The 23,088-nt window shown below is 66.4% G+C and carries 17 protein-coding genes, 1 tRNA gene and 5 pseudogenes; 10 read left to right on the top strand and 13 right to left on the bottom strand.

Annotated features, from left to right (window positions below; translation table 11 throughout):
- Nucleotides 1-295: 295 nt before the first annotated feature.
- The 3 genes from G205_RS17740 to G205_RS17730 are packed head-to-tail and all read left to right on the top strand — an operon-like array spanning nucleotide 296 to nucleotide 3,398.
- Complete coding sequence (locus G205_RS17740) at nucleotides 296-1,864, top strand: NCS1 family nucleobase:cation symporter-1 (RefSeq protein WP_009359210.1); 1,569 nt, start codon at nucleotides 296-298, stop codon at nucleotides 1,862-1,864.
- 8 nt (nucleotides 1,865-1,872) lie between these two features.
- Nucleotides 1,873-2,616, top strand: coding sequence for an aspartate/glutamate racemase family protein (locus G205_RS17735; RefSeq protein ID WP_009359209.1), 744 nt, complete (start codon nucleotides 1,873-1,875; stop codon nucleotides 2,614-2,616).
- Nucleotides 2,617-2,636: 20 nt separating this feature from the next.
- Nucleotides 2,637-3,398: an SDR family oxidoreductase gene (locus G205_RS17730; protein ID WP_009359208.1), complete on the top strand. Its 762-nt coding sequence runs from the start codon at nucleotides 2,637-2,639 to the stop codon at nucleotides 3,396-3,398.
- Nucleotides 3,399-3,407: 9 nt separating this feature from the next.
- Here the strand turns inward: G205_RS17730 and G205_RS17725 are convergent, their stop codons facing one another.
- The 3 genes from G205_RS17725 to G205_RS17715 are packed head-to-tail and all read right to left on the bottom strand — an operon-like array spanning nucleotide 3,408 to nucleotide 6,443.
- Nucleotides 3,408-3,785 carry a sterol carrier family protein gene (locus tag G205_RS17725; RefSeq protein WP_009359207.1) on the bottom strand — a complete coding sequence of 126 codons (378 nt, stop codon included), beginning with the start codon at nucleotides 3,783-3,785 and terminating at the stop codon, nucleotides 3,408-3,410.
- Nucleotides 3,786-3,814: 29 nt separating this feature from the next.
- Nucleotides 3,815-4,831, bottom strand: a complete 1,017-nt coding sequence (locus G205_RS17720) for an asparaginase (RefSeq protein ID WP_009359206.1) — start codon at nucleotides 4,829-4,831, stop codon at nucleotides 3,815-3,817.
- 43 nt (nucleotides 4,832-4,874) lie between these two features.
- Entirely contained in the window at nucleotides 4,875-6,443 is a 1,569-nt protein-coding gene (locus tag G205_RS17715; protein WP_009359205.1) for a molybdopterin-dependent oxidoreductase, read from the bottom strand.
- Between the two features lie 100 nt (nucleotides 6,444-6,543).
- Here G205_RS17715 and purD point away from each other — a divergent pair.
- Both purD and G205_RS17705 read left to right on the top strand, forming a co-directional pair.
- Nucleotides 6,544-7,859, top strand: a pseudogene (gene purD, locus G205_RS17710) (phosphoribosylamine--glycine ligase).
- A gap of 1 nt (nucleotide 7,860) precedes the next feature.
- Nucleotides 7,861-8,799 (top strand): phosphoribosylaminoimidazolesuccinocarboxamide synthase, encoded by a 939-nt coding sequence (locus G205_RS17705; RefSeq protein WP_009359202.1) that lies wholly within the window; start codon nucleotides 7,861-7,863, stop codon nucleotides 8,797-8,799.
- Nucleotides 8,800-8,831: 32 nt separating this feature from the next.
- Here the strand turns inward: G205_RS17705 and G205_RS17700 are convergent.
- A pseudogene (locus G205_RS17700) lies at nucleotides 8,832-10,107 on the bottom strand (helix-turn-helix domain-containing protein).
- A 130-nt stretch (nucleotides 10,108-10,237) separates the two neighbouring features.
- On the opposite strand from G205_RS17700, the gene G205_RS17695 reads away from it, so the two are divergent.
- Nucleotides 10,238-10,480, top strand: coding sequence for a hypothetical protein (locus G205_RS17695; RefSeq protein ID WP_009359201.1), 243 nt, complete (start codon nucleotides 10,238-10,240; stop codon nucleotides 10,478-10,480).
- Between the two features lie 184 nt (nucleotides 10,481-10,664).
- On the opposite strand, the gene G205_RS17690 is transcribed toward G205_RS17695, so the two are convergent.
- The 5 genes and pseudogenes from G205_RS17690 to G205_RS17670 all read right to left on the bottom strand — a co-directional run bounded on the left by G205_RS17690 (nucleotide 10,665) and on the right by G205_RS17670 (nucleotide 17,874).
- A tRNA-Pro gene (locus G205_RS17690) sits at nucleotides 10,665-10,741 on the bottom strand.
- Between the two features lie 79 nt (nucleotides 10,742-10,820).
- Nucleotides 10,821-12,647 (bottom strand): ABC transporter ATP-binding protein, encoded by a 1,827-nt coding sequence (locus G205_RS17685; RefSeq protein ID WP_009359200.1) that lies wholly within the window; start codon nucleotides 12,645-12,647, stop codon nucleotides 10,821-10,823.
- Nucleotides 12,644-14,452, bottom strand: coding sequence for an ABC transporter ATP-binding protein (locus tag G205_RS17680; RefSeq protein ID WP_009359199.1), 1,809 nt, complete (start codon nucleotides 14,450-14,452; stop codon nucleotides 12,644-12,646). The genes G205_RS17685 and G205_RS17680 overlap by 4 nt, the downstream gene beginning before the upstream one ends.
- 159 nt (nucleotides 14,453-14,611) lie before the next feature.
- The gene (locus G205_RS17675; protein WP_009359198.1) at nucleotides 14,612-15,556 is read right to left on the bottom strand and encodes a metallophosphoesterase; all 945 of its coding nucleotides are present in this window, start codon (nucleotides 15,554-15,556) and stop codon (nucleotides 14,612-14,614) included.
- A gap of 2 nt (nucleotides 15,557-15,558) precedes the next feature.
- Nucleotides 15,559-17,874 (bottom strand): annotated as a pseudogene (locus tag G205_RS17670) (transglycosylase domain-containing protein).
- A gap of 37 nt (nucleotides 17,875-17,911) precedes the next feature.
- On the opposite strand from G205_RS17670, the gene G205_RS21575 reads away from it, so the two are divergent.
- The 3 genes and pseudogenes from G205_RS21575 to G205_RS17660 all read left to right on the top strand — a co-directional run bounded on the left by G205_RS21575 (nucleotide 17,912) and on the right by G205_RS17660 (nucleotide 19,528).
- The gene (locus G205_RS21575) at nucleotides 17,912-18,067 is read left to right on the top strand and encodes a Sp36 family protein (RefSeq protein WP_009359196.1); all 156 of its coding nucleotides are present in this window, start codon (nucleotides 17,912-17,914) and stop codon (nucleotides 18,065-18,067) included.
- 1 nt (nucleotide 18,068) lies between these two features.
- A complete protein-coding gene (locus G205_RS17665; RefSeq protein ID WP_009359195.1) occupies nucleotides 18,069-18,602 on the top strand; it encodes a RidA family protein in 534 nt (177 codons plus the stop codon).
- 15 nt (nucleotides 18,603-18,617) lie between these two features.
- Nucleotides 18,618-19,528 (top strand): annotated as a pseudogene (locus tag G205_RS17660) (NUDIX hydrolase).
- 90 nt (nucleotides 19,529-19,618) lie between these two features.
- Here the strand turns inward: G205_RS17660 and G205_RS21350 are convergent.
- Together G205_RS21350 and G205_RS17655 are read right to left on the bottom strand one after the other, a co-directional pair.
- The gene (locus tag G205_RS21350) at nucleotides 19,619-20,038 is read right to left on the bottom strand and encodes a GIY-YIG nuclease family protein (protein ID WP_235047066.1); all 420 of its coding nucleotides are present in this window, start codon (nucleotides 20,036-20,038) and stop codon (nucleotides 19,619-19,621) included.
- 211 nt (nucleotides 20,039-20,249) lie between these two features.
- Nucleotides 20,250-20,927, bottom strand: a complete 678-nt coding sequence (locus tag G205_RS17655; protein ID WP_009359192.1) for a Crp/Fnr family transcriptional regulator — start codon at nucleotides 20,925-20,927, stop codon at nucleotides 20,250-20,252.
- A gap of 186 nt (nucleotides 20,928-21,113) precedes the next feature.
- On the opposite strand from G205_RS17655, the gene G205_RS17650 reads away from it, so the two are divergent.
- Nucleotides 21,114-22,298 (top strand): MarP family serine protease, encoded by a 1,185-nt coding sequence (locus G205_RS17650; RefSeq protein ID WP_009359191.1) that lies wholly within the window; start codon nucleotides 21,114-21,116, stop codon nucleotides 22,296-22,298.
- 21 nt (nucleotides 22,299-22,319) lie between these two features.
- On the opposite strand, the gene aroQ is transcribed toward G205_RS17650, so the two are convergent.
- Nucleotides 22,320-22,781 (bottom strand): type II 3-dehydroquinate dehydratase, encoded by a 462-nt coding sequence (aroQ, locus tag G205_RS17645; RefSeq protein WP_009359190.1) that lies wholly within the window; start codon nucleotides 22,779-22,781, stop codon nucleotides 22,320-22,322.
- An 88-nt stretch (nucleotides 22,782-22,869) separates the two neighbouring features.
- Nucleotides 22,870-23,088: pseudogene (locus tag G205_RS17640) on the bottom strand (UDP-glucose 4-epimerase GalE); the annotation flags it as partial.

Genomic DNA, 23,088 nt, shown 5'->3' with positions numbered 1-23,088 from the left:
AGCCTCATTTCATCGTCGAATGGCTCATGTTTTCGTATTGTGAGAAAACATTCTTGCAGTACGAGATTAGCGGTGCGGTGAAGGAGATATCAACATCGCTCCGCGCGCCGGGCGGGGACAAGGTCCCTGCGGACCGATTGTGACTGGCGGCCCCGCCCGCACACCTTGACCGAAGGTGATCCAAGTCATACCCTTGATTTCACCATTCAATATCTTGATTCCGCAGGGTGGAATAACAGAAACGGCTTCCAAAGCCGGCCTCACCACCGCGGATCCTCCCAGAATTGAGATTCTTATGCAGACCCCTCCACCGGCGGGCGTTGACGCGGCTTCGGACCTGACAACGCCGTCAGTTGCCTCCACCCACCCCTCCGTCAGCGTTGAAGCCCTCTGCGAATCGGCCAGTGCAGCGTCCGGGCAGGCCATCAGCCCAACGCTCTACAACATCGATCTCGCCCCTACCAAGCGCGCCGGGCGCAGCTGGTCCGGCTACAGCATCTTCACGCTCTGGGCCAACGATGTGCACAGCCTCGGCAACTACGCCTTTGCCATTGGCCTGTTCGCGCTGGGCCTCGGCGGCTGGCAGATCCTGCTGGCGCTGGGCATCGGGGCGGCCCTGTTGTTCGGCCTCCTTAACCTCTCCGGCTTCATGGGGGTCAAGACAGGCGTTCCGTTCCCCGTCATGAGCCGCATCAGCTTCGGGATCAGGGGCGCGCAGATCGCCGCCCTCCTGCGCGGCGCGGTCGCCGTGGCCTGGTTCGGCATCCAGACCTACCTGGCCTCCGTGGTCTTCCGTGTCATGCTCGTGGCCATGTTCCCCGCCCTGGCGGAACTGGATAAGGATTCGGTCCTGGGCCTTTCAACGCTGGGCTGGATGGCGTTCCTGGTCCTGTGGGTGGTCCAGCTGGTGATCGTCAGCTTCGGGATGGAGATGATCCGCAAGTACGAGGCCTTCGCCGGTCCCGTCATCCTGGCCACCATGGCGGCCATCGCCATCTGGATCTTTGTTGAGGCGGGCGGCGCCATCGCCTGGTCCTCGAACAACGCCCTCGAGGGGCCCGAGATGTGGCTCACCATCTTCGCGGGCGGCTCGCTCTGGGTATCCATCTACGGCACGTTCGTCCTGAACTTCTGCGACTTCACCCGCTCGGCCGTCTCCAAGAAGGCCGTGGTGCGCGGCAACTTCTGGGGCATCCCCATCAACATGCTGGTGTTCGGCGCCATCGTCGTCGTCATGGCCGGCGGGCAGTTCAAGATCAACGGCACCATCATCGAGAGCCCGTCCGACATTGTCCAGACCATCCCCAATACCCTGTTCCTGGTGCTGGCCTGCCTGGCACTGCTGATCCTCACCATCGCGGTGAACCTGATGGCCAATTTCGTGGCGCCCGTCTACGCCCTGACCAACCTGTTTCCCAAGCACCTGAACTTCCGCAAAGCAGCTATCGTCAGCGCCGTGATCGGCCTGGTCATCCTGCCGTGGAACCTCTACAACAACCCGCTGGTCATCGTGTACTTCCTGGGTGGCCTCGGTGCCCTGCTCGGCCCGCTGTTCGGCGTCGTGATGGCGGACTACTGGCTGATCCGCCGCGGCAAAGTCAACGTTCCCGAGCTGTACACGGCCTCGCCGGAGGGGGCCTACTTCTACCGGAACGGCGTCAATCCCCGCGCGATCACCGCCATGGTGCCCGCGGCCGCCGTCGCCCTCCTCATCGCCTTCGTGCCGGCGCTGGCCTCAGCTGCACCCTTCGCCTGGTTCTTCGCCGCAGGGATTGCGGCAGCGGTGTACTTCTTCATCGCCGACCGCTCCCAGCCGCTCGAAGACCGCGACGGCGAGGCCATCGCCGTCGCCAGCACCCACTAAGGAATCCCATGCGCATCCTCGTAGCCAACGTGAACACCACCGCCTCGATGACCGAGTCCATCGCCGCTTCGGCCCGCAGCGTTGCGGCCCCCGGCACCGAGATCGTGGGAATCACTCCGCGGTTTGGCGCCGATTCCTGCGAAGGCAACTTCGAAAGCTACCTTGCAGCCATCGCCGTCATGGACGCCATCACCTCCTACCCGGAACCGTACGACGCCGTCATCCAGGCAGGCTACGGGGAGCACGGGCGGGAAGGACTGCAGGAACTGCTGGACGTCCCGGTGGTGGACATCACCGAAGCCGCCGCCAGCACCGCCATGTTCCTGGGGCACAAGTACTCCGTGGTCACCACGCTGGACCGCACCGTTCCCCTGATCGAGGACCGGCTCAAGCTCGCCGGCCTGGACGCCCGGTGCGCGTCAGTGCGGGCCAGCGGCATGGCGGTGCTGGAACTCGAGGAGGAGCCGGAACGGGCGGTGGAAGCCATCATCAACGAGGCCCTCCTGGCGGTCACGCAGGACAAGGCGGAGGTGATCGTGCTCGGCTGCGGCGGGATGGCCGGCCTGGACGAGCAGATCCGGCAGCGCGCTGGTGTTCCCGTGGTGGACGGTGTTGCCTCAGCAGTCACCATCGCCGAATCCCTGGTCCGGATGGGACTTTCCACCTCCAAAGTCCGGACCTACGCTGCGCCGCGGCCCAAGACCGTCATAGGCTGGCCGGTGAACAGCACCGCCGTCCCGGCGTCCCTCTAGCAACATCCCAGGAGAACAGCGTGAACACTGCACGTCCCGCCGGCCGCGTCGCCGTCGTTACGGGTGCCGGATCCGGCATCGGCCGTGAGGTGGCCCGGCAGATGCTGGCGGACGGCTACCGGGTGGCCCTCGCCGGCCGGCGGGAAGCGCAGCTGAAGGAAACGGCGGACGGCAGCCCGGACGCGCTGGTGGTGCCGTGCGACGTCACCCGGCCCGACGACGTCGAGCGCCTTTTCGAGGCCGCGCGGCAGCAATGGGGCCGGGTGGACGTGCTGTTCAACAACGCCGGCGTGTTCGGTCCGGCGGCCAGCGTGGATGAGATCAGCGTGGACGACTGGAACGCCACGGTGGCCGTGAACCTTACCGGGTCCATGCTGTGCGCGGCCGCCGCCGTCAGGACCATGAAGGCCCAGGAGCCGCAGGGCGGGCGGATCATCAACAACGGCTCCATCTCCGCGCATTCGCCCCGGCCCCGCACCGTGGCGTACACCGTGACGAAGCATGCGATGACGGGCCTGACCAAGAGCATTGAACTGGACGGGCGCGGTTTCGGCATCACCTGCGGCCAGATCGATATCGGCAACACGGCCACGGAGATCATGGACACCATCGGTGTCGGTTCGGGGGCCCTCCAGGCGGACGGCAGCCGCCGGGTGGAACCGACGTTTCCGGTGGCCGACGCTGCCCGGGCCGTACTGATGATGGCCAACATGCCGGCAACGGCCAGCGTGGGTTCAGTGGTGGTCACCGCCGCGGGCATGCCCTTCATCGGCCGCGGCTGACCGACCTTCCTAGAGCGGCAACAGCGCCGAGAGGTCCGCGCGGAGGCCGGATGCCGCCACCTTGCCTGCAGCGACGGCCTCCGCCCAGCCCAACTGTCCCGTGGCCATCGCCAGCCAGGTGGCGGCGTCGCACTCAATGACGTTGGGCGGGGTGCCGCGCGTGTGCCGCGGCCCTTCCACGCACTGCGTAACACCAAACGGGGGCACGCGGACCTCCACCGAGTTCCCGGGGGCCCGCGCCGTCAACTCCTCCAACGAGTACCTGACGGCCGTGGCGAGGACGGACCGCGGCAGGGCAGTGCCCGACGGCGCCTGGCCGGCTTCCAGCCAGGCCTTCAATGCTGCCTTGCCTTCCTGGGCATCAATACGACGACGGGCTACGGCCATGCTTCAGGTCTTCCTTCCGGCGGGTTGGGTCAGTCCAGCAGCGCTGATACGGCGGGTCCGAGCCGGATCTTGCCCACCGGCCGTCCGCCGCCGAGCACCGGGTCCACCACCCGCTCCAGGACACTGGCCACGCCCGGAATGTCGACGGCACCGGCCGCGGCAAGGAGCGTCAGGGCCACCAGCGAGGTGGCCCTGACGTTTCCGTCCAGGATCTTGACCGCCACGGACACGCCCTGCGCGGTGGCCATGGCCAGGACCCCTTCGGCCCCGATCTTGGCAATAATGCCCAGCTCGTCCATCACCAGCGTGTTGGCCTCGCCCACGCCCTGGACCGCCCACGGGTAATCCAGCATGGAGGTTGCAATGGTGGCGGCGCGGGCGCTGTATCCCTGGTCGCCCGGAGCCTTGGCCAGCTGCGAGTAGCCCCGGGCCACGCCCGTCAGGGATACCGCCGCCACCGGGGCGCCGCAGCCGTCGATGCCCAGGTGGGCGATCTTTTCGCCTGTGTATTCCTCAATCACAGTGCGGACCCGCTGCTGCAGCGGATGGTTGGGCTCGAGGTAGCTGTGGGTGTCCCAGCCGTTTTCCGTGCAGGCCCAGAGGAACGCGGCGTGCTTGCCCGAACAGTTGTACGCCAGCCGCGACTTGCCCTTTTCCGAGCGCACCAGCCAGTTCCGGGCGGTCTCGTCCTGCGGCCACGCCTCCGGGCACTGGAGCTGGTCCTCGCGGACACCCGCGGCCTTCAGCATTCCGGCCACCACGTCCATGTGGTCCAAAGAACCGGTGTGGCTGCCGCAGGCGATCGCCACCTGGGCTCCGCGCAGCGGGACGCCGGACTGCATGGCCGCCAGGGCCTGGAACGGCTTCAGGGCGGACCTGGCGTAGATGGGCGTGTTGATGTCGCCAAGCTCGGTGACCACCGATCCGTCGGCGGACAGGAGGACGGCTGAGCCGATGTGCCGGGACTCCACGAAGCCGCTGCGTTCGATCACGGCCAGTTCGACGGCGGAGTCCACGGTGAAGGTGGCGTGCGGATTGTGCGGCATGGTGCCAGTCTAGGGGCCGCCCGCACGAATATGGCGGAAGGGGCTACTCCACGGTGACCATCACGGACTGCCAGCCGGATGCCCCGTCGGGCACGGGATCGGCCCGCTGGTCCGTCTGCACCTCGCCGGTGCCGTCCGTGGCCCGGACCTTGATGTAGTGGGCGCCCGGCGCGGCATCCCACTCGTAGGACCACTGGCGCCAGGTCACCAGTGACGCCTCGGTGGACAGCTCCACCTCCACCCAGTCCGCATTGTCGATCTGGATCTCCACCTTGGTGATGCCCCGGGTCTGTGCCCAGGCCGTGCCGCCCACCGCGACCTTTCCGGCCGGAACCTTGGCGAACGACTTGGGCACGTCCACCCGCGCCATTGTCTTGATGGGGCCGCGCTCGGACCAGCCGCGCTCGGTCCAGTACGCCTTGCTGTCAGCGAAGCGGGTCACTTCCAGGTCAACCACCCATTTGGTGGCGGACACGAAGCCGTACAGGCCCGGGACCACCATCCGCACGGGATAGCCGTGCTCCAGCGGCAGCGGCTCGCCGTTCATTCCGATGGCCAGCATGGCGTCACGGTCGTCCTGCAGGACCTCCAGCGGCGTGGAGGCGCTGAAGCCGTCGATGGAGGTGGAAAGCACCATGTCGGCCCCGTCCTTGGGCCGGGCCCGGCGCAGCACCTCCCGGATGGGCAGGCCCAGCCACTTCGCATTGCCCGCCAGGTTGCCGCCCACCGGATTGGACACGCAGGTGAGGGTCACATGGGACTCGATCAGGTCGGCGTCGAGCAGATCCTGGAAGGTGAGGCGGACTTCCTCCTCCACCAGCCCGTGGACCCGGAGCTCCCAGTCCTCGGCGTTGATCTCCGGCACGCTGAGGGCGGTGTCGATGCGGTAGAACTCGTTGTTGGGGGTTATCCAGGGCGGTACGCCGGCCGCGGCTGACTGTACGCCGGCGGGAACGGCGGGTGCGGCTTTGGCCGGGGCCGGCAGCTGGAGGGCTTCCCGGGCCTTGGCGATGTTGCTGCGGGCGGCACCGAGAAGGCGCCCTCCCGTTGCGGCGATGCCGGCGGCCGCGGCGGTGATGCCCGCCGCCGCGAAGAACCGGCGGCGGCTGGTTGCCGGGTTGCCTGGGGCAGCATCGGCGGGTGCCTCCGGCCACTGTTTCATGCCATGCAGCGGGGCCAGCAGCCGCCGCAGCACCACCAGGCCAGCGAGCGTTCCGAGCACGCTGGGCACCGCATCGATTGGTTCGACGCCGGCGCGGGTCACCACGCTTGCCACGATCACCGCGCCCATGAACAGGACGCCCAGGACGCCCAGGGCCCACCGCCGATAGGCCACCACGCCCAGGACGCAGGCGAGCAAAGCGATGGTCAGCCCCATGCCCACGAACAGGGCGGCCTTGTCGTTGGTGCCGAACGTGGCAATGGCGAAATCCTTGAGCCAGGGCGGCGTGAAGTCGATGAATGTTGAGCCCAGGGCGAGCAGCGGTGCTGCCCGGGCGGTGAAGAATGCCCCGACCAGCTCCGCCACGGCAAGGACGACGGCGGCCGCCACCACCCCTGCCAGCGCGGACAGTGCGGGTGGGCCTTTGAGCCAGTTCCGAAGCTTCGTCATGGCAGTTGTTCGGAGCGGCGCAGGCGGCGGACTTGTCGCGGCGTCCGGAACCGGTCACAGCTTAGGAGCGGGCAGGGTCCACAAAGTACCCTTGGTGACTGTGAAGGTACTCGTCATCGGCCCCGGAGGCCGCGAACACGCCATTGTCCGCTCCCTGCTCGCAGACCCCAACGTGTCCGAGGTCCACGCAGCCCCCGGCAACGCAGGCATCAGCAAGCTGGTCCCCACGTACAACATCAACGGCAACGATCCCGACGCCGTGGCCGCGCTCGCAACCAAGCTCGCCGTTGACCTGGTGGTGGTTGGCCCCGAAGCCCCGCTCGCCGCGGGCGTCTCGGATGCCGTGCGCGACGCCGGGATCCCCGTGTTCGGGCCCAGCAAGGCAGCCGCGCAGCTGGAGGCCTCGAAGGCATTCGCCAAAGAGGTCATGGCCGAAGCCGGCGTTCCAACAGCCATGGCCATGGTGGCCTCCAACGCTGAGGAAGCGGCCTCGGCGCTCGATACGTTCGGGGCCCGTACGTGGTCAAGGACGACGGGCTTGCGGCCGGCAAGGGCGTGGTGGTCACCAGGAACCGAGACGAGGCCCTCGCCCACGCGCAGTCCTGCTTCGACGCCGGCGGGTCGGTGGTTATCGAGGAGTTCCTTGACGGGCCCGAAGTCTCCCTTTTCGTGCTCTGCGACGGCCACAACACCGTGGCGCTGTCCCCGGCCCAGGACTTCAAGCGGATTTTCGACAACGACGAAGGCCCCAACACCGGCGGCATGGGAGCGTACACGCCCCTGGAATGGGCCCCCGAAGGCCTGGTGGAGGAAGTCCTCGAGCGGGTTGCCCAGCCCACGGTCAACGAGATGGCCCGCCGCGGTACCCCCTTCGTGGGCGTCCTGTTCGTGGGACTCGCCCTGACGTCACGCGGCACCCGCGTCATCGAGTTCAACGTCCGGTTCGGCGATCCGGAAACCCAGGCCGTCCTAGCCCGCCTGAAGACGCCGCTCGGTTCCCTGCTCCTGGCAGCCGCCAAGGGCGAACTGGACAAGGCGGAGGAGCTGCGCTGGGCGAAGGAAACCGCCGTCGCCGTCGTCGTGGCCTCGGAAAACTACCCGGACACGCCGCGCACCGGCGACCGCATCCGCGGGCTCAAGAAGGCGGAGGAGCTGGAGGGCGTGCACGTCATCCACGCCGGAACCGCGCTTGACGACCAGGGCAAGGTCATCTCTGCCGGCGGCCGGGTACTCGCCGTCGTCGCACTGGGCAGCGACCTGGTGGAGGCCCGCGAACGGGCGTACGACGGCGTGGAGCTGGTGCAGCTTGAAGGCTCGCAGTACCGCACTGACATTGCAGGGAAAGCAGCCCGCGGGGATATTACCGTCCCCTACGGCGCCACCGGTTCCCTGCCCGTGACGAAAGCGAAGGCCTGACATGACGGACACCCCCGCACCCCGCGGCTTCAACGCCGGCACCCTGGACCTGCCGGGCTGGAAACACGTCTACTCCGGCAAGGTCAGGGACCTCTACGAGCCCGCTGACGAATCCATCATCCAGCAGGTGGGCCAGGAGTGCGTGCTGGTGGTTGCCAGCGACCGGATCAGCGCCTACGACCACGTGCTGTCCAGCGAGATTCCGGACAAGGGCCGCATCCTCACCCAGCTGAGCCTGTGGTGGTTCGACCAGCTGGGCGTGGAGCACCACGTGCTGGCCTCGACCGTTGAGGGCGGCGTGCCGGCGGAGGTCGAGGGCCGCGCCATGATCTGCAAGAAGCTGGACATGTTCCCGGTGGAATGCATCGCGCGCGGCTACCTCACCGGGTCCGGGCTGCAGGAATACCGGGCCGCCGGCACTGTCTGCGGCATTCCGCTGCCCGAAGGGCTGGTGGACGGGTCCAGGCTGAAGCATGCCATCTTCACACCCTCGGCCAAGGCCGAAGTCGGCGAGCATGACGAGAACATCACTTATGACGAGGTGGTGGCCCTGGTGGGTGACGACATCGCGGGCAGGCTCAGCGAGCTGACCCTGAAGATCTACACGACGGCGGAACGGATCGCCCGCGAACGGGGCATCATCCTCGCCGATACCAAGGTGGAGTTCGGGTACGACGCCGTCTCGGGTTCAATCACGTTGGGCGACGAGGTGCTGACGCCGGATTCCTCACGGTTCTGGGATGCCGCCACCTACAAGCCCGGACAGGCGCAGCCGTCCTACGACAAGCAGTACGTCCGGGACTGGCTGACCTCTGCCGAATCCGGATGGGACAAGTCCTCCGACACCCCTCCGCCGGCGCTTCCCGCTGAGGTGGTTGAACGCACCCGCAGCCGCTACGTTGAGGCGTACGAGAAGATCACCGGCAAGACCTTCGCCTGACGCAGCCCCTGCTGCTCCGGCAGACTACGCGGCTAACCGGCCTGCTTTGCAGGTTTGGGGGTTGACCCGGCGCGCTTTTGGGCCAGCCGGATTTCCAGGATCGCGTCCAGCGCCTGCTGGACGCGGTCCCCGGCGCCCGCGGCACTGAAGGCCTTTTGCGCCTCTTCGAGGTGCACCAGGGCTTCGTCGGGCTCGCCGGCAGCTTGAGGGACTTGCCGAGCAGAAGCGACACCTCGCCGGCGGTGTGCTTGGCCAGGGCAGCGCGTTCGGCATGGATCTCGCGGAGTTTTTCGACGGCGGCAACGATGTCCCCGGTAAGGTACAGCCACCGGGCACGGATGAAGGCGACCTCCAGTGCATCGCTCTTGGTCCCGCTGACGATCGAGAAGGCGAGTTCCGCGCGTTCGATGGAAGACAGCGTCTCCGGCTCGACGATGCCGGCCTGCAGCCTGACGGCGGCGGATGCCTTGTTGAAGCGGGCCCACATCTCGATGTCGTTGGCGGGGGACAGCAGTTTTGCCGCCCGCTCATGGTGCCGGACGCCTTCCACATAGTCGTGGCGCATGAAGGCCACGTTGCCGATGACCCACGCCACTTCGCCGGCAAGCTGCGTCATGGCCTCTTCATCCACCTGCTCGTGAAGCTTCTGGCAGTACTTCCATGCCTCTTCAAGCCTGCCGCTTTCCGCCAGCGCCCCGATCAGGACCCGGAGGCGCCGGTGATAATGGTGGAGTTCTTCGGCAGCTGCTCGGACAGCTTGACCGCCTCCATTGCTTCCTCGACGGCGGCCGGCAACTGCCCGCGCCGCTGCAGGACTGCCGCGAGCATCTGGTGGGCGCGGACGCCCAGGCCCACCGATTCCCGTGCCATGGGGTGCTCGATGAGCCTTTCCACGATCCGCTGGCACTCGGCGAGGTCGTCATGCCTCATCAGGCACTCGGCCTGCATGTACGTCATGTTCCACCAGGCGCTCGTGTTCCGTCCTTCGAGCGCGAGCTGCGCGGCGGTGGCCGCGTGACTGGCCGCCAGCGGATAGTCCCGGAGGTCCCACGCCTGCCTGGCGTACAAGCCCGCCAGGACGTATTCGGCGTCGCTGGCGGAGATCGGCTGGCTCCAGGCCTCCAGCGCCTTGGGGGCCAGCTCCAGCCGGCGGGCAAGCTCCTCGATGACCTCGGCCGTGGGCTCCCGCCGGCCGGTTTCGAGCAGTGAAATGTAGCTGGGGGAGTAGAGGTCCTTACCCAGCTCGGCTTGCGTGAGGCCACGCTCCAAGCGTTCCGCCCGGAGCTTCTCCCCGAATCCGTTGCCCACGGGACTTCCTCCTTGTTCCGGACAGCTCACAAATAGCGCTTGACAGCGCCTGTGGAAAACATTTTACAATGTATGTCAACAAGGGCAGTGCTGACTTTGTAACGAATCCGACTCGTATTGAGGAACCAACATGTTCAAGAAATTGGTCACGGCCGCCCTTCTGGCGGGCGCCCTCGCATTTTCTGCCGCGGCTCCGGCCGTACTGTCTGCGGGTTCTCTGGCGGATAATTCCGGTACTGCTGTTGCCACCGGCAACTGGCCCAATCCCATGTCCACCAAGGACAAGAAGGGCGACAAGAGCACTGACACCAGCACTGATACCAGCGACACCTCGTACACCACGTACACCGGAAACTGGCCCAACCCCATGTAGGAACCTCCTTCCCAAGGAGGCGAGGTAAAGCCCCGGAGCCCAGGCTCCGGGGCTTTACCTTTGGCGCGAAGTGACGATTCGGTGTCCGCCCGCCGTAGGGGCTGTTTGACTTGCATACCGGGAATATTGTGCTAGGTAACGAAACGAAAAAGAGGGCCTTCTGAGAAGACCCTCTTTTTTCTTTTGGTCGGGATGACAGGATTTGAACCTGCGACCTCTTCGTCCCGAACGAAGCGCGCTACCAAGCTGCGCTACATCCCGATCCGCTGCAAAAGCAACTTTACAAGGATAGCTGATGCCCTGCCCCGATGTGAAATCCGGGCCGGCGGCACGCCCGTGGCTAGACCAAGGACTCTTTCCAGGCTCCGTGAAGTTCGGCAAACCTGCCCCCGCCGCCGATCAGGTCGGCGGGGCTGCCGTCCTCCACGATGCGGCCGTCGTGAACCACCAGGACCCGGTCTGCCGTCTCGACGGTGGAGAGCCGGTGGGCAATGATCAGCGCTGTCCTTTCGGCGGATCCGGTACCGGCCAGCAGCCGGGCCAGCCCGTTCTGCACCAGCCGCTCGGAGGGGATGTCCAGTGACGAGGTGGCTTCATCCAGGATCAGCACCGCCGGCTTTGCCAGGAAAGACCTGGCGAAGCTGATCAGTTGGCGCTGCCCGGAGGACACCCGCCCGCCTCGCTTGTTGACATCGGTGTCGTAGCCCTCGGGAAGGGCCATGATGAACGCGTGGGCGCCCACCGCCTTGGCCGCTTCCTCGATCTCCGCGCGGGTGGCTTCCGGCCGGCCGAGCGCAATGTTGTCCGCCACGGAGCCGCTGAAGAGGAAGGCCTCCTGGGTGACCATCACGATGTTCCGCCGCAGGTCCGTAGTGCTGAGGTTCCGCAAATCCACGCCGTCGAGGGTCAGCGAGCCCGATGTGACGTCGTAGAAGCGGGCAATCAGCTTGGCCAGAGTGGACTTCCCGGCGCCGGTCTGGCCCACCAGGGCGACGGTCTGCCCGGCAGGAATATGCAGGTTCATCCTGGGGACGATGACCGGGCCGTCGCCGTAGCGGAACTCCACATCCCTGAAGTCGATCTCGCCGGCGGCGTCCTTGAGCGCCACGGGATTTTTGGGCGGCCGGACCGTTGGCACCTCTTCGAGCAGGCCCGAGACTTTCTCGAGGGCGGCCTGTGCGCTCTGGAACGAGTTGTAGAACATGGCCATCTGGTCCACCGGCTGGAAAAAGCGCTTGGTGGACAGGATCAGTGCCAGCAGCACGCCCACGGCGAGGTCTCCAACGAGGACCCGGAAGCCGCCGAAGAGCAGGACCACTGCCACGCAGACGTTGCCGATCAGCACCAGCCCGGGCTGGAAGATGCCGTTGAGGTTGATGGAGCGGACGGTGGCCTGCCGGTAGTCCTCGGCGAGCTGCCCGTACTGTTCGGCGTTCTCCCGTTCCTTCCGGAACGCCTTGACGGCACGGATGCCGGTCATGGTTTCCACGAAGTGCACGATCAGCCGTGCGGACACGACCCTGGACTGCCTGAACGCGATCTGCGAGTGCTTCTGGTACCAGCGGGCCAGGAAGAACATGGGCACGCCGGCGGCAAGCACCAAGAGCCCGCTGCGCCAGTCCAGGGCGAAAACGGTGACGGCGGTGAACACCATGAACAGCAGGCCCGAAGCCAGCGAGCTCACCCCGGAATCGAGGAGTTCGCGGAGGGCCTCAAGGTCGGAGGTCTGCCGCGCGATGATCCGTCCGGAGGTGTACCTCTCGTGGAACTCCAGGCTCAGCCGCTGCGTGTGCCGGAAGACCCTGACGCGCAGGTCCAGCAGCATCGACTGGCTGAGCCTCGCCGTGGAGGTGACGTACAAAGCGGTGAGTCCCGCCGTCGCGATGGCCGCCAGGAGATACGCGACGCCGGTGAGCACCAGGGGAAGGTTGTCCCCGGCGCGCAGCGCGGGCAGCGCGTGGTCAATGCCGAAGGCGATGAGTGCCGGGCCCGCCACGCGGGCCGCCTGCGAGAGGACCACCGTGGCAATGGTCAGCCAGAACCGTACCCGGACCGGGCGGATCAGGGAGCGCAGCAGGGCGAGCGACCGGCGCCGAACGGCCCTGCTGTCGCTCTTGCTGAGGTTGGCGTTGTCCTCGTTGGCGGTGCCGAAGGTGGCGGTGCTCATCGGATGGCTTCCTCTGCATGGTCCTCGAGGTCCGACAGTTCCGAGTCCAGGTCCCGGGGTTCGTGGTCCAGGCTGGCGATGACGTACCGGTAGTGGTGGTTGCCTGCCAGCAGTTCCGTGTGTGTTCCGACGGCGGTGATGCGGCCCTCCTCCAGCAGCGCCACCCGGTCGGCGAGCGCCACGGTGGACGGCCGGTGCGCCACGATCAGGGTGGTGGTGTCCTTGAGGACCTCCCGCAGGCGCGTTTCCACCAGTTCCTCGGTGTGCACGTCCAGCGCGGACAGGGGGTCGTCCAGGACCAGGATCCGCGGCCGCGCGGCGATGGCGCGGGCCAGTGCTATCCGCTGCCGCTGGCCGCCGGAGAGGCTGAGGCCCTCCTCGCCGATCAGGGTGTCCACGCCCTCCGGGAGGGAGTACGCGAAATGCGCCTGCGCCACGTCCAGCGCTTCGTCAAGGACATCGTCGGTCCGCTCCCGTGCGCCCAGCAGCACGTTGTCCCTGACGGAGCTGGAGAACAGCGTGGTGTCCTCGAACGCCACGCCGACGATGCGCCGGAGTTCCGCGACGTCGAACGCGCGCAGGTCCACGTCGTCGATGGTGATGGCGCCGGCGGTGACGTCGTACAGCCGGGGTACCAGTTGGATCAGGGCGCTCTTGCCGCTGCCCGTGATCCCCACCAGGGCCATGGTTTCGCCGGGCCGGACCTCGAGGTTGATGTCCTTGAGGATGGGCTTGTCCGGGGCGTCGTCGAAGGCGAAAGATGCGTTGTTGAAGCGAAGTGCACCCTCCAGTCTGTCCGGCACGCGCGGTTCGGGCGGACTGGTGATGGTGTTCTCCGAGTCCATCACCTCGTAATGGCGGTCGACGGCGGTCTTGGCCGTGAGTGCCATGGCCAGCAGCATGCCGGAGAACTCCACGGGGGAGGCGATGACGGCAGCGGTTGCGAAGAACGCCACCAGCGCGCCGATGTCCAGCTGGCCGCCGGCGCAGAGCATCACGCCCACCACCAGTCCGGCGCCCAGGGCGAGCTCTGGCAGCAGCGTGACCACCATGGTGAAGGTCGCCTGGTGCCGGGCCTTCTGGATCTCGGTCTGGCGGAGTTCCTCGGCCTGCTCATTGAAGTTTTCCAATGCTTCGCGGCTCCGGCCGAAAGCCTTGAGCACGCGGATGCCGTGGACAGATTCCTCCACCGTGGTGGCGAGGTCGCCGGCCTGGTCCTGGCTGCGGCGGGCAACCTTGCTGAAGCGGGTCCGGAACCGGAAGCTATAGGCCATGATGGGCACCGCGGCCGCCAGGAAGATCAGGGCCAGCTGCCAGCTCATGGCGAACATGACGGAGATGCCGATGATGACGGTCAGGGTGGTGACCACCAGCATGATGGCTCCGAATGCCATCCACCGGCGCAGGAAGTTCAGGTCCGTCATGGCGCGGGACAGCAGCTGGCCCGAGCCCCAGCGGTCGTGGAAGGACACGGTGAGGTCCTGCAGGTGGCCGTACAGGGACACGCGCATCCGGGTTTCCACGGTGGTGGCCGGGTTGATGACGAACTGGCGGCGGAGCGCCACTAGGCCTGCCTCCGCCACGCCTAGGACCAGGATGAGGCCGGCGGAGACCCAGACTGCTTCCGTGGCGCCGCCGGGCTTCAGGGATTCGTTGATCAGGACCCGCAGGACCTGCGGAATGGCTAGGGCAACCACGCTGGCCAGGAGGGCGCAGAGAAGGCCCAGCAGCAGCCGGGGAATGATGGGGCGGACGTGGGGGTAGAGACGGCTGATGGATCGAAAGAATGGAGTTTGCCTGGCCATGCCCGCTTCTCAAGCTCTGAATCGAAGGTAGTTTCCCTTAGCAACTACCTTATGCCATGGCCTGAGACGATTCACAGGGTTTTGCGGCCCGATGCCACGCTTGCTTACTTATTACAGTCCGTGATCGATGGCGGCCCGGCAGCGCTCCCGCAACTCGGCTCAGGAAGGGGAGGTAAGCGTCAGCAGGACTGCCTCGGGTTTGCAGGCGATCCGGACCGGGGCGAAGCGGGAGGTGCCGATGCCGCCCGAGACGTTGACCGGCGTCGTGCTTCCGTTGCTGGACCAGTCGTTCAGGCCCTTCGCGCGCCAGGTGGGGAGGTCGCAGTTGGACACCAGCGCCCCGTAGCCGGGGATGCAGATCTGGCCGCCGTGGGTGTGGCCGGCGAGCAGGAGGTCCGCCCCGCTTTCGGTGAAGTGGTCAAGCACGCGCTGGTAGGGGGCATGGATCACGGCGACCTTGAGGTGGTCGTTGGAGTCCTGGTTGATGGTTCCCCGGGGCCAGCCCGCGTAGCGTTCGCGGTTCAGGTGGGGATCGTCCACGCCGGAGAAATCGAAGCGCATGCCGTTGAGGACCACCGACTGGTGGCGGTTGGTCAGGTCGATCCAGCCGGCCATCCCGAAGCCCGACCGCAGCCGCGGCCAGTCCAGGGCGACGGGCTTGGGCTTAACCTTGGACGGGCCCAGCAGGTAGGAGGCCGGGTTCTTCAGGCTGGGCGCGAAGTAGTCGTTGGAGCCGGGCACGAAGACGCCGGGAAACTCAAGCAGCGGGCGCAGGGCGGCCAGGAGCGGATCCACGGCCTTGGCGTGGCTCAGGTTGTCTCCGGTGTTGACCACCAGGTCCGGCTCGAGTCCGGCCAGCGACTCCAGCCAGGCGGCCTTCTTCTTCTGCCCGGGGACGAAATGGATATCGCTGAGGTGGAGGATACGGAACGGGTTCCGGCCGGGAGGCAGGATCTGCAGCGTCTCTTCCCGCAGCACGAACTGGTTCTTTTCCCACAGCCCGTACCCGGCGGCGGCCAGCCCGGCGGCCGCTCCGGCTCCGGCAGTGACGGCAAAGCCGCGCCCGATAGTACGGGCGCGGCCGGCCAGGTCATTCAGGGTCACGGCTAGCCGTTTCCGTTGCCGTTGTCGTTCCCGTTTCCGTTGCCGGTGGGCTGGGGCGCGGGCTGCTGCGTCGGCTGCGTGGTCGGCGCTGGGGCCGGCGCCTGGCTCGCCTGGGGCGCCGTGGTGGCTGGCGTGGTGCTGCGGGTGGAGCCGTTGAGCAGGTTGCTCGGCGGCGCCGGGAACGGCTCGGTGCCGTAGGCGGGGGCGATGCGGGACATGAAGTTGGAGAACATCGGTCCCGCGATCATGTAGCCGTCAATGCCCTGGTAGAACTTCCCGTTCACCGTGATGTTCTGGCCCGGGCGGTCCTGGGCACCCAGGGCGTCACCGAACCAGGCGGCAGTGGCAAGCCCGGTGGTGTGGCCGACAACCCAGGTGGATCCGTTGTTGTTGGAGGTACCGGTCTTGGCGCCGATCGGGAAGCTGGTCCGGGTGGAGATCCGGGGCTGGATCAGCGAACCGGAACCGCGGTTGAGGACTTCCTGCAGCGCGTAGTTCACGCCGCGCGCCACCTCGGGCTTGATCGCATCGCGGCAGCTGGTGGACTGGGCCGGCAGCTGCTTGCCCGTTGCGTCGGTGACGGAGGTGATGGCGATGGCCTCACAGAACTTGCCGTCGTTCGCGAAAGTGGCGAAGGCGCTGGCCATTGTCAGCGGGGAGGTCTGGGTGGAGCCCAGCAGGTTGCCGAGGAGTGACATGTTGATCTTCGGGTTCGGATCCCCCTCAGCCGGGAGGCCGCCGTGCAGGCCGGTGGCGTCCACGATCTTTTGGATGCCGCAGAAGTCCAGCTGGGCGGCCGACGCGAAGGTCACGGTGTTGATGGAGTTGTAGAGGCCCTCAAGGACGGACAGCGGGCGGTACCACTGTGGCTCGGCGTTCTGCAGGTCATCTGCCGTGCCGAGGCCCTGGTTCTTCTGCGCGGTGCTGTAGCCGCCGGTGACCTTGCCGCAGGTGTGGCGCCAGGGGAAGCTCAGCGGGTAGACGCGCTGCGCCGAATTCACCACAGTGTTCATCGACTTGCCCTCGTTGAGCCACTCGGCAAACGTGAAGGGCTTCATGGTGGAGCCCGGCTGCGCGCCGCCGAGGCCGTTGAGGTCGTTGCCGTCCTTGTCCAGCTTGTCCACGTTGAAGTTCACCTGCGAGTCGAAAGAGCCCTCGGCAGGCAGGAAGGTGGTGTTCTGCGCCATCGATATGATCTTGCCGGAGTTGGGCTGCACGGAAACCATGGCAGCACCCCACTTGTCCGGGTTGGCGCCGGCGGACGCGTTGACCTGTTCCTGGGCTGCGGCCTGCGCTGTCGGGTCCAGGGTGGTGGTGATGGTCAGGCCGCCGCCGTAGATCAGGCGCTGGCGCTCCTTGAGGTCCGCGCCGTAGGCGGGGTTGTTCTCCAGCAGGTGCAGGACGTAGTCACAGAAGTACGGGGCCGTGGACGCGTAGGCACAGCCCTGGCGGGCCGGGGTCACCTTGGTTTCCACGGGGGTAGCCACCGCGGCGTCGTAGTCCGCCTGGGTGATCTTGCCCTGGTCCAGCATGAGTCCCAGCACCAGGTCGCGGCGCTGCTTGGAGCTCTCCGGGTTGTTGATGGGATCGAAAGCGGAGGGGCTGTTCACGAGCGGCCAGCAGTGCGGCCTGGGGGAGGGTGAGGTCCTTGGCGGAGGTGCTGAAGAAGAACCGGGAGGCAGCCTCGATGCCGTAGCGTCCCGATTGAAGAACACGATGTTCAGGTAGCCCTCAAGGATCTGTTCCTTGCTGAATTCCTTTTCCAGGGCAATGGCGAGCTTCATTTCGCGGAGCTTGTCGCCCACGCCCTTGTTCACGCCGTTGAGCTTGATCTGGTCCTCGTTGCCCTCGGCCGCGAGGTTGGCGTTCAGGACGTTGTTCACGTACTGCTGCGTGATGGTGGAGGCACCCTGGCGGTTGCCGCGCGCGGTGCTGACCAGCGCGCGAAGGATGCCGGTGGTATCCACGCCGCCGTGCTCATAAAAACGGCTGTCCTCGACGGCGATGACAGCTTCCTTCACGAACGGTGAAATCTGGTCCAGGGCAACCTTGGTGCGGTTCTCCGTGTAGACGTTGGCGATCTCGCTGCCGTCGGCCGCCAGGATCCTGGTGGTCTGGTTCGGCGGGTCAACCTTGAGCTCCGCCGGAAGGGTGTCGAAGAACTCGATGGAACCGCTTGCCGCGCTGCCCGAAACGGCGGCCGCCGGGACAAGCAGGCCGGCTACCAGGACACCGCAAACCGCACTCACGCCAAGGAAAACTAGGATCTTTCCGAGGGTGGTGGCAGTATCGAATAAGGGGTTCTTACGAGTCGCCATGTTTTCCACTTTACCGGCAAGGACTAGTCTTTCTCTCATGACCAAATGGGAGTACGCGACGATTCCGCTCATTATTCACGCCACAAAGCAGATCCTGGACCAGTGGGGAGAGGACGGCTGGGAGCTCGTCCAGGTTGTCCCCGGCCCCGACGGCAACGGCCTTGTTGCCTACCTGAAGAGGGAGAAGCAGTAGCATGAGCACCCCCGCAGAAGCCCGGTCCGGCGCGGCTAAACAGCCCGTTTCCGCCGTCGAGCAGCGCCTCGCAGAACTCGGATTGACCCTTCCACAGGTGGCCGCCCCCGTGGCCGCCTACGTCCCGGCCGTCATCTCCGGCAACCACGTCTACACCTCCGGGCAGCTGCCCTTTATTAACGGCAAACTCGAAGCTACCGGCAAGGTTTCGGCGGGCACCGAGGGGGCCGCGGACGAGCCCACCGTGTCACCCGAGGACGCCCAGCGCTACGCCGCCGTCTGTGCCGTGAACGCATTGGCTGCCGTCAAGAGCGTGATCGGCGACCTGGACCGGATCACGCGCATCGTCAAGGTGGTGGGCTTCGTCTCCTCGGACCCGTCCTTCACCGGGCAGCCGGCCGTCATCAATGGCGCGTCGGAACTGCTGGGCCGCGTCCTTGGTGACGCCGGCCAGCACGCCCGTTCCGCCGTCGGCGTTGCCGTCCTTCCGCTCGACTCGCCGGTTGAAGTCGAACTGATCGCCGAATTCAGCTAGGACCGGTCGCTTCCCTTGCCACAGCTCGCCCGACGCCTTTTTGCACTTCCCCAGGATCTTGAAGGGGCAGCGCAGAGCTGGCTCGAACACGGCGAACGCACCCCGCGTGCCGCGCGCCTTGCCTCCTCCGTGGTCCTGCTGCGGGATTCCCCCACCGGCCTGGAAACCTGGCTGGCCTACCGGCCGGGTTCCTCGCCGCTGGGGTCCTTGCGTTCCCCGGCGGTTCCCTGGACTCCGCCGACGACGATCCCATCAGCTGGCTGGGCCCGTCACCGCAGTATTGGGCCGAGCAGATGGGGACGGACGACGTCGGGCTGGCCCGCCGGCACGTGGTGGGCGCCATCCGCGAGCTTTTCGAGGAGACCGGCGTGCTGCTGGCTGGCCCGGACAATGCGAGCACTGTCGAAGCCACCTCCACCCCGGAATGGATGCGCGCCAGGATCGCCGTGGCCGAGCAGGAAAAGACGCTCGCGCAGGTCCTGGACAAGCGCGGGCTCTCCCTCCGGACGGACCTGCTGAAGTCCCTCGTCAACTGGCGCAGCCCCGACTTCGCCCACCGCAGGTTCGACACCCGCTACTTCGCCGCCACGGTGCCCCTTGGCCAGGAGCCCACCCTGCTGGAAGGCAAGGGCGTCTGGGGCCGGTGGGTGAACGCGGCCAAGGCCATCGAGGAGCGGAACAGCACCGTCCTCGGTGAAGAAGTAGGCCAGGAAAATACGGTGGGCCGCACCCTCGGCGAACTGATGGTGCCGGGTTCCGAGATCATGCTTGAGAAAATGGCCACGGCTAACGGCTGCATCGCCTACCTCAGCTACAAGCGCAAGGCCCACGTGTACCAGCCCACGCTGGTGGTGGAGGACGGCAAAATGCTGCTCGAAGTGGAAGCCGCCAAGACCACACCTGGCGATCCTCAGCGCGAACGCTAGATCTTCCGGAGCAGCGAGTATGGGACGCTTGGGAGTGTCCCCGCAGTCCACGGTTTGGCTGGGGGTTCCGGCGGAATTTCGCCTCGTCCGTCACGGATAACAAGCGCAAAAGTTCCAGCGATGGCAGCCAAGGCTGCCAGGCCAAGCAGGATCAAAAGGACAACCACAGCCACGGACACCGCCATGCACCTCTAGCCCCCATTTTAATTCGGTGGTTGAGCTTGTCGAAACCCTACCTGGGGCGCCGGCTGCTGGGCCCTTGGATAGGGTTGGTAAGGCGTGGTGATCTCCGGTGATCAATGCCTCCCGTTTCCTGTGGCTCCAACCCTGCACTTGTTTCTCCCGGGCGAAGGCCTGGTCCACACGGCTGAACTCCTCGAACCAGACAAGCTTCACAGGCCTTCTGCGCCGCGTATAGGCCGCACCGTCCCCTGTTTGGTGTTGCGCGAGTCGGAGTTCCAGATTCGTTGTACTGCCCACGTAGTAAGAACCGTCGGAACAGCGCAGCATGTAGGCGAATGGCATGTGTCGATTCTTCTTCCGGTTTTTCTTCCCGAAAGTGTTGAGTCGTCATATGTGGAAAGGGCCAACTGCCGGCTCAACCACCGGGCTGTTGGGTTTCGACGAGGCTCAACCACCGGGCTGTTGGGTTTCGACGGGGCTCAACCACCGGAAAAGCGAAAAGGCCGCCCCGGGGGGACGGCCTTTTGACTGGTTTTGCCTAGCGGGAGCGCTGGCGGAGGCGCTGCATGTCCAGGATGACGACGGCGCGGGCTTCCAGGCGGAGCCAGCCGCGCTGGACGAATTCTGCGAGGGCCTTGTTGACGGTTTCGCGGGAGGCGCCCACCAGCTGGGCCAGCTCTTCCTGCGTGAGTTCGTGGGCTACCAGGACGCCGTCGGTGGCGGGGCGGCCGAAGCGGTCGGCCAGGTCCAGCAGGGCCTTGGCAACGCGGCCCGGAACGTCGGAGAAGACAAGGTCGGAGAGGGAGTCGTTGGTGCGGCGCAGGCGGCGGGCCAGGGCCTGCAACAGCTGGGCCGAAACCTCGGGACGGGTGCGCAGCAGGTTGTTCAGGCTCTCGTTCTTCAGGCCTGCCAGCCGCGTTTCGGAGACGGCGGTGGCCGTGGCGGTGCGCGGGGAGGGGTCGAACAGGGCCATTTCGCCGAACAGTTCGCCCGGGCCCAGGATCGCGAGGAGGGATTCGCGGCCGTCGGGGGAGGTGCGGCCGAGCTTTACCTTGCCGGAGACGATGAAGTAGAGCTGGTCACCCTGGTCGCCCTCGCGGAAGACCGAGGCGCCGCGGGAGAGGTCCACCTCGGTGAGCTCGTCCGTCAGCAGCCGGAATGCGTCGTCGTCAAGCGTGGCGAAAAGTGGTGCTCGGCGCAGTACCTCGATGTCCATGAAATCTCCTGAGTAAAAGTATCGGCTGTGGCGCTTTTGCCATTGTTTCAGAATTTTCAAGGTTCTGTGACGAACTTGGCACCCGATCCGCCGTGATGACGGGCTCATTGCGTCCGCAGGCGCCCCCAGAAGATTGTCAGGGTGCGCCATTAGAATGAGGTTTCAACTGTTTATAAGGAGCCCTTCGTGGTCGGCTTGACTGTCCTGGACCTGATCCTGATCCTGGCGCTGCTGTCCTACCTGGTCTACGGCCTGCGTAACGGCTTCCTGGTCACGGCAGGCGGCATCGCCGGTTTCGCCGCCGGCGCCGTCGCCGCATTCTTCGCCGTACCCCTCGTCAGCGGCTTTGTTGAGGACTCCGGCTGGCGGCTCACAGCCATCGTGGCGGCCGCCGTCGTCCTTGTGGTCCTGGGACACGGCCTGGGAACCATGGTGGGGCGGCAGATCCGGGGTGCCATGCGGATCCGGCCGCTGCGCGCCGTGGACCGGGTGGTTGGCGGCGCCGTGAATGTCGTGGTGTCAGCGCTGGTCATGTCCATGCTGGCGTTCAGCATCAGTTCGCTGGGTGTCCCGCTGGTGTCCCAGCAGCTGGCCGAGTCCAAGGTCATCCGCTTCATCGACGGGCTGACCCCCACGCCGGTCAAGGCCACCATGGCGGAGCTGCGCTCCGCGGTGATCGGCAACGGGATTCCCACTCTCATCGAGGGGCTGGAACAGGGGCCCGCCGTCCCGGTGCCCAACGCGAGCACTGACACGCCTGCGCTCAACCGGGCGGCAGAATCCGTCCTTCGGATCGCCGGGACCGCCTACGAATGCGGCCAGAACCAGACCGGCTCGGGGTTTGTGGTCTCCGAGGACAGGGTGGTCACCAACGCGCACGTGGTGGCGGGCGTGTCGCAGCCGGTGGTGGAAATGCCCGACGGCGGCGCCATGCCGGGGCGGGTTGTCTACTTTGACACCAAGCATGACATCGCCGTGCTGGCCGTGGAGAACCTGCCGGCGCAGCCGCTGCCCCTGAGCGCCGACCTTCCCGGCGGCAGCCCGGCCGCGTTCGCTGGCTACCCCCACGGTGGACCGTTCCAGTCCAAGCCGGCCACCGTGCAGGACATCACCACCGTGCTGGTCCCTGACATCTACGGCGGCAACGCCACGCCTGAGGAGATCTACCGGCTGGCCGGCGACGTGCAGCCGGGCAACTCCGGTGGACCGCTGCTCACTACCGGGGGTGCGGTGGCCGGCGTCATCTTCGCCAAGGCAACGTCGGACACGGACATGGGGTTCGCCATCACCATGGACGACCTCAACCCGGTGGCTGCGCAGGCCCCCGCGCTGACTGCACCCGTTTCGTCGGGGCAGTGCATCCAGAAATGACGGCCCGCCGGAGCCGACCGGCTAGAGGACCTCGGCCAGGTAGTCGATGGCCAGCCGGTACCCGGTGACACCTGCTCCGACAATCACGGCGGAGCACACGGGGGACAGGTAGGAGTGGTGCCGGAATTCCTCGCGCTGGTGCACGTTGGTGATGTGCACCTCGACGGCCGGAAGCTGCACGGCGGCGAGGGCGTCGCGAAGCGCCACGGACGTGTGCGTGAAGGCGCCGGCGTTGATGACGATGCCGGCGGCGTTTCCGCGGGCGGCGTGGATGGTGTCCAGAAGGACGCCCTCATGGTTTGACTGCACGCACTCCACCACGAAGCCGTGGGCCTTTGCAGCCGACGCAGCCAGGTCCTCCACGTCGGCAAGGGTGGAGGTGCCGTACTTTTCCGGCTCCCGCGTGCCCAGCAGGTTGAGGTTGGGGCCGTTGATTACCAGGATGGTGCCGCGGCCGATATCGGCGGAGGAAGCTTCAGTCATGGGTGCCAATCTATCGCCAGCCAAGTACAGGGCGTGCATTCTTACACAGCAGGGCAGGGTTTCGACGGGCTCAACCGTCGGCTGGCGATCAGTTGTTGTAGCCGTTGGGGTTGTTTTTTTGCCAGCGCCAGTGGTCTTCGCACATTTCGTCGATGGGTTTGGTGGTGGACCAGCTGAGGTCGGCGAGGGCGGAGGTGGCGTCTGCCCAGAAGGCGGGCAGGTCTCCGGCGCGGCGGGTGGTGATTTCGTAGGGGATGGGTTTGCCGACTGCTTTTTCGAAGGAGTGCAGGACTTCCAGGACGGAGGT

The organism is Arthrobacter nitrophenolicus, assembly GCF_000332815.1.
GTDB classification, from domain to species: Bacteria; Actinomycetota; Actinomycetes; order Actinomycetales; family Micrococcaceae; genus Arthrobacter; species Arthrobacter nitrophenolicus.
Note: the sequence above shows the minus strand (reverse complement) of the source record. Positions and strands in the feature narration are given on the sequence as shown.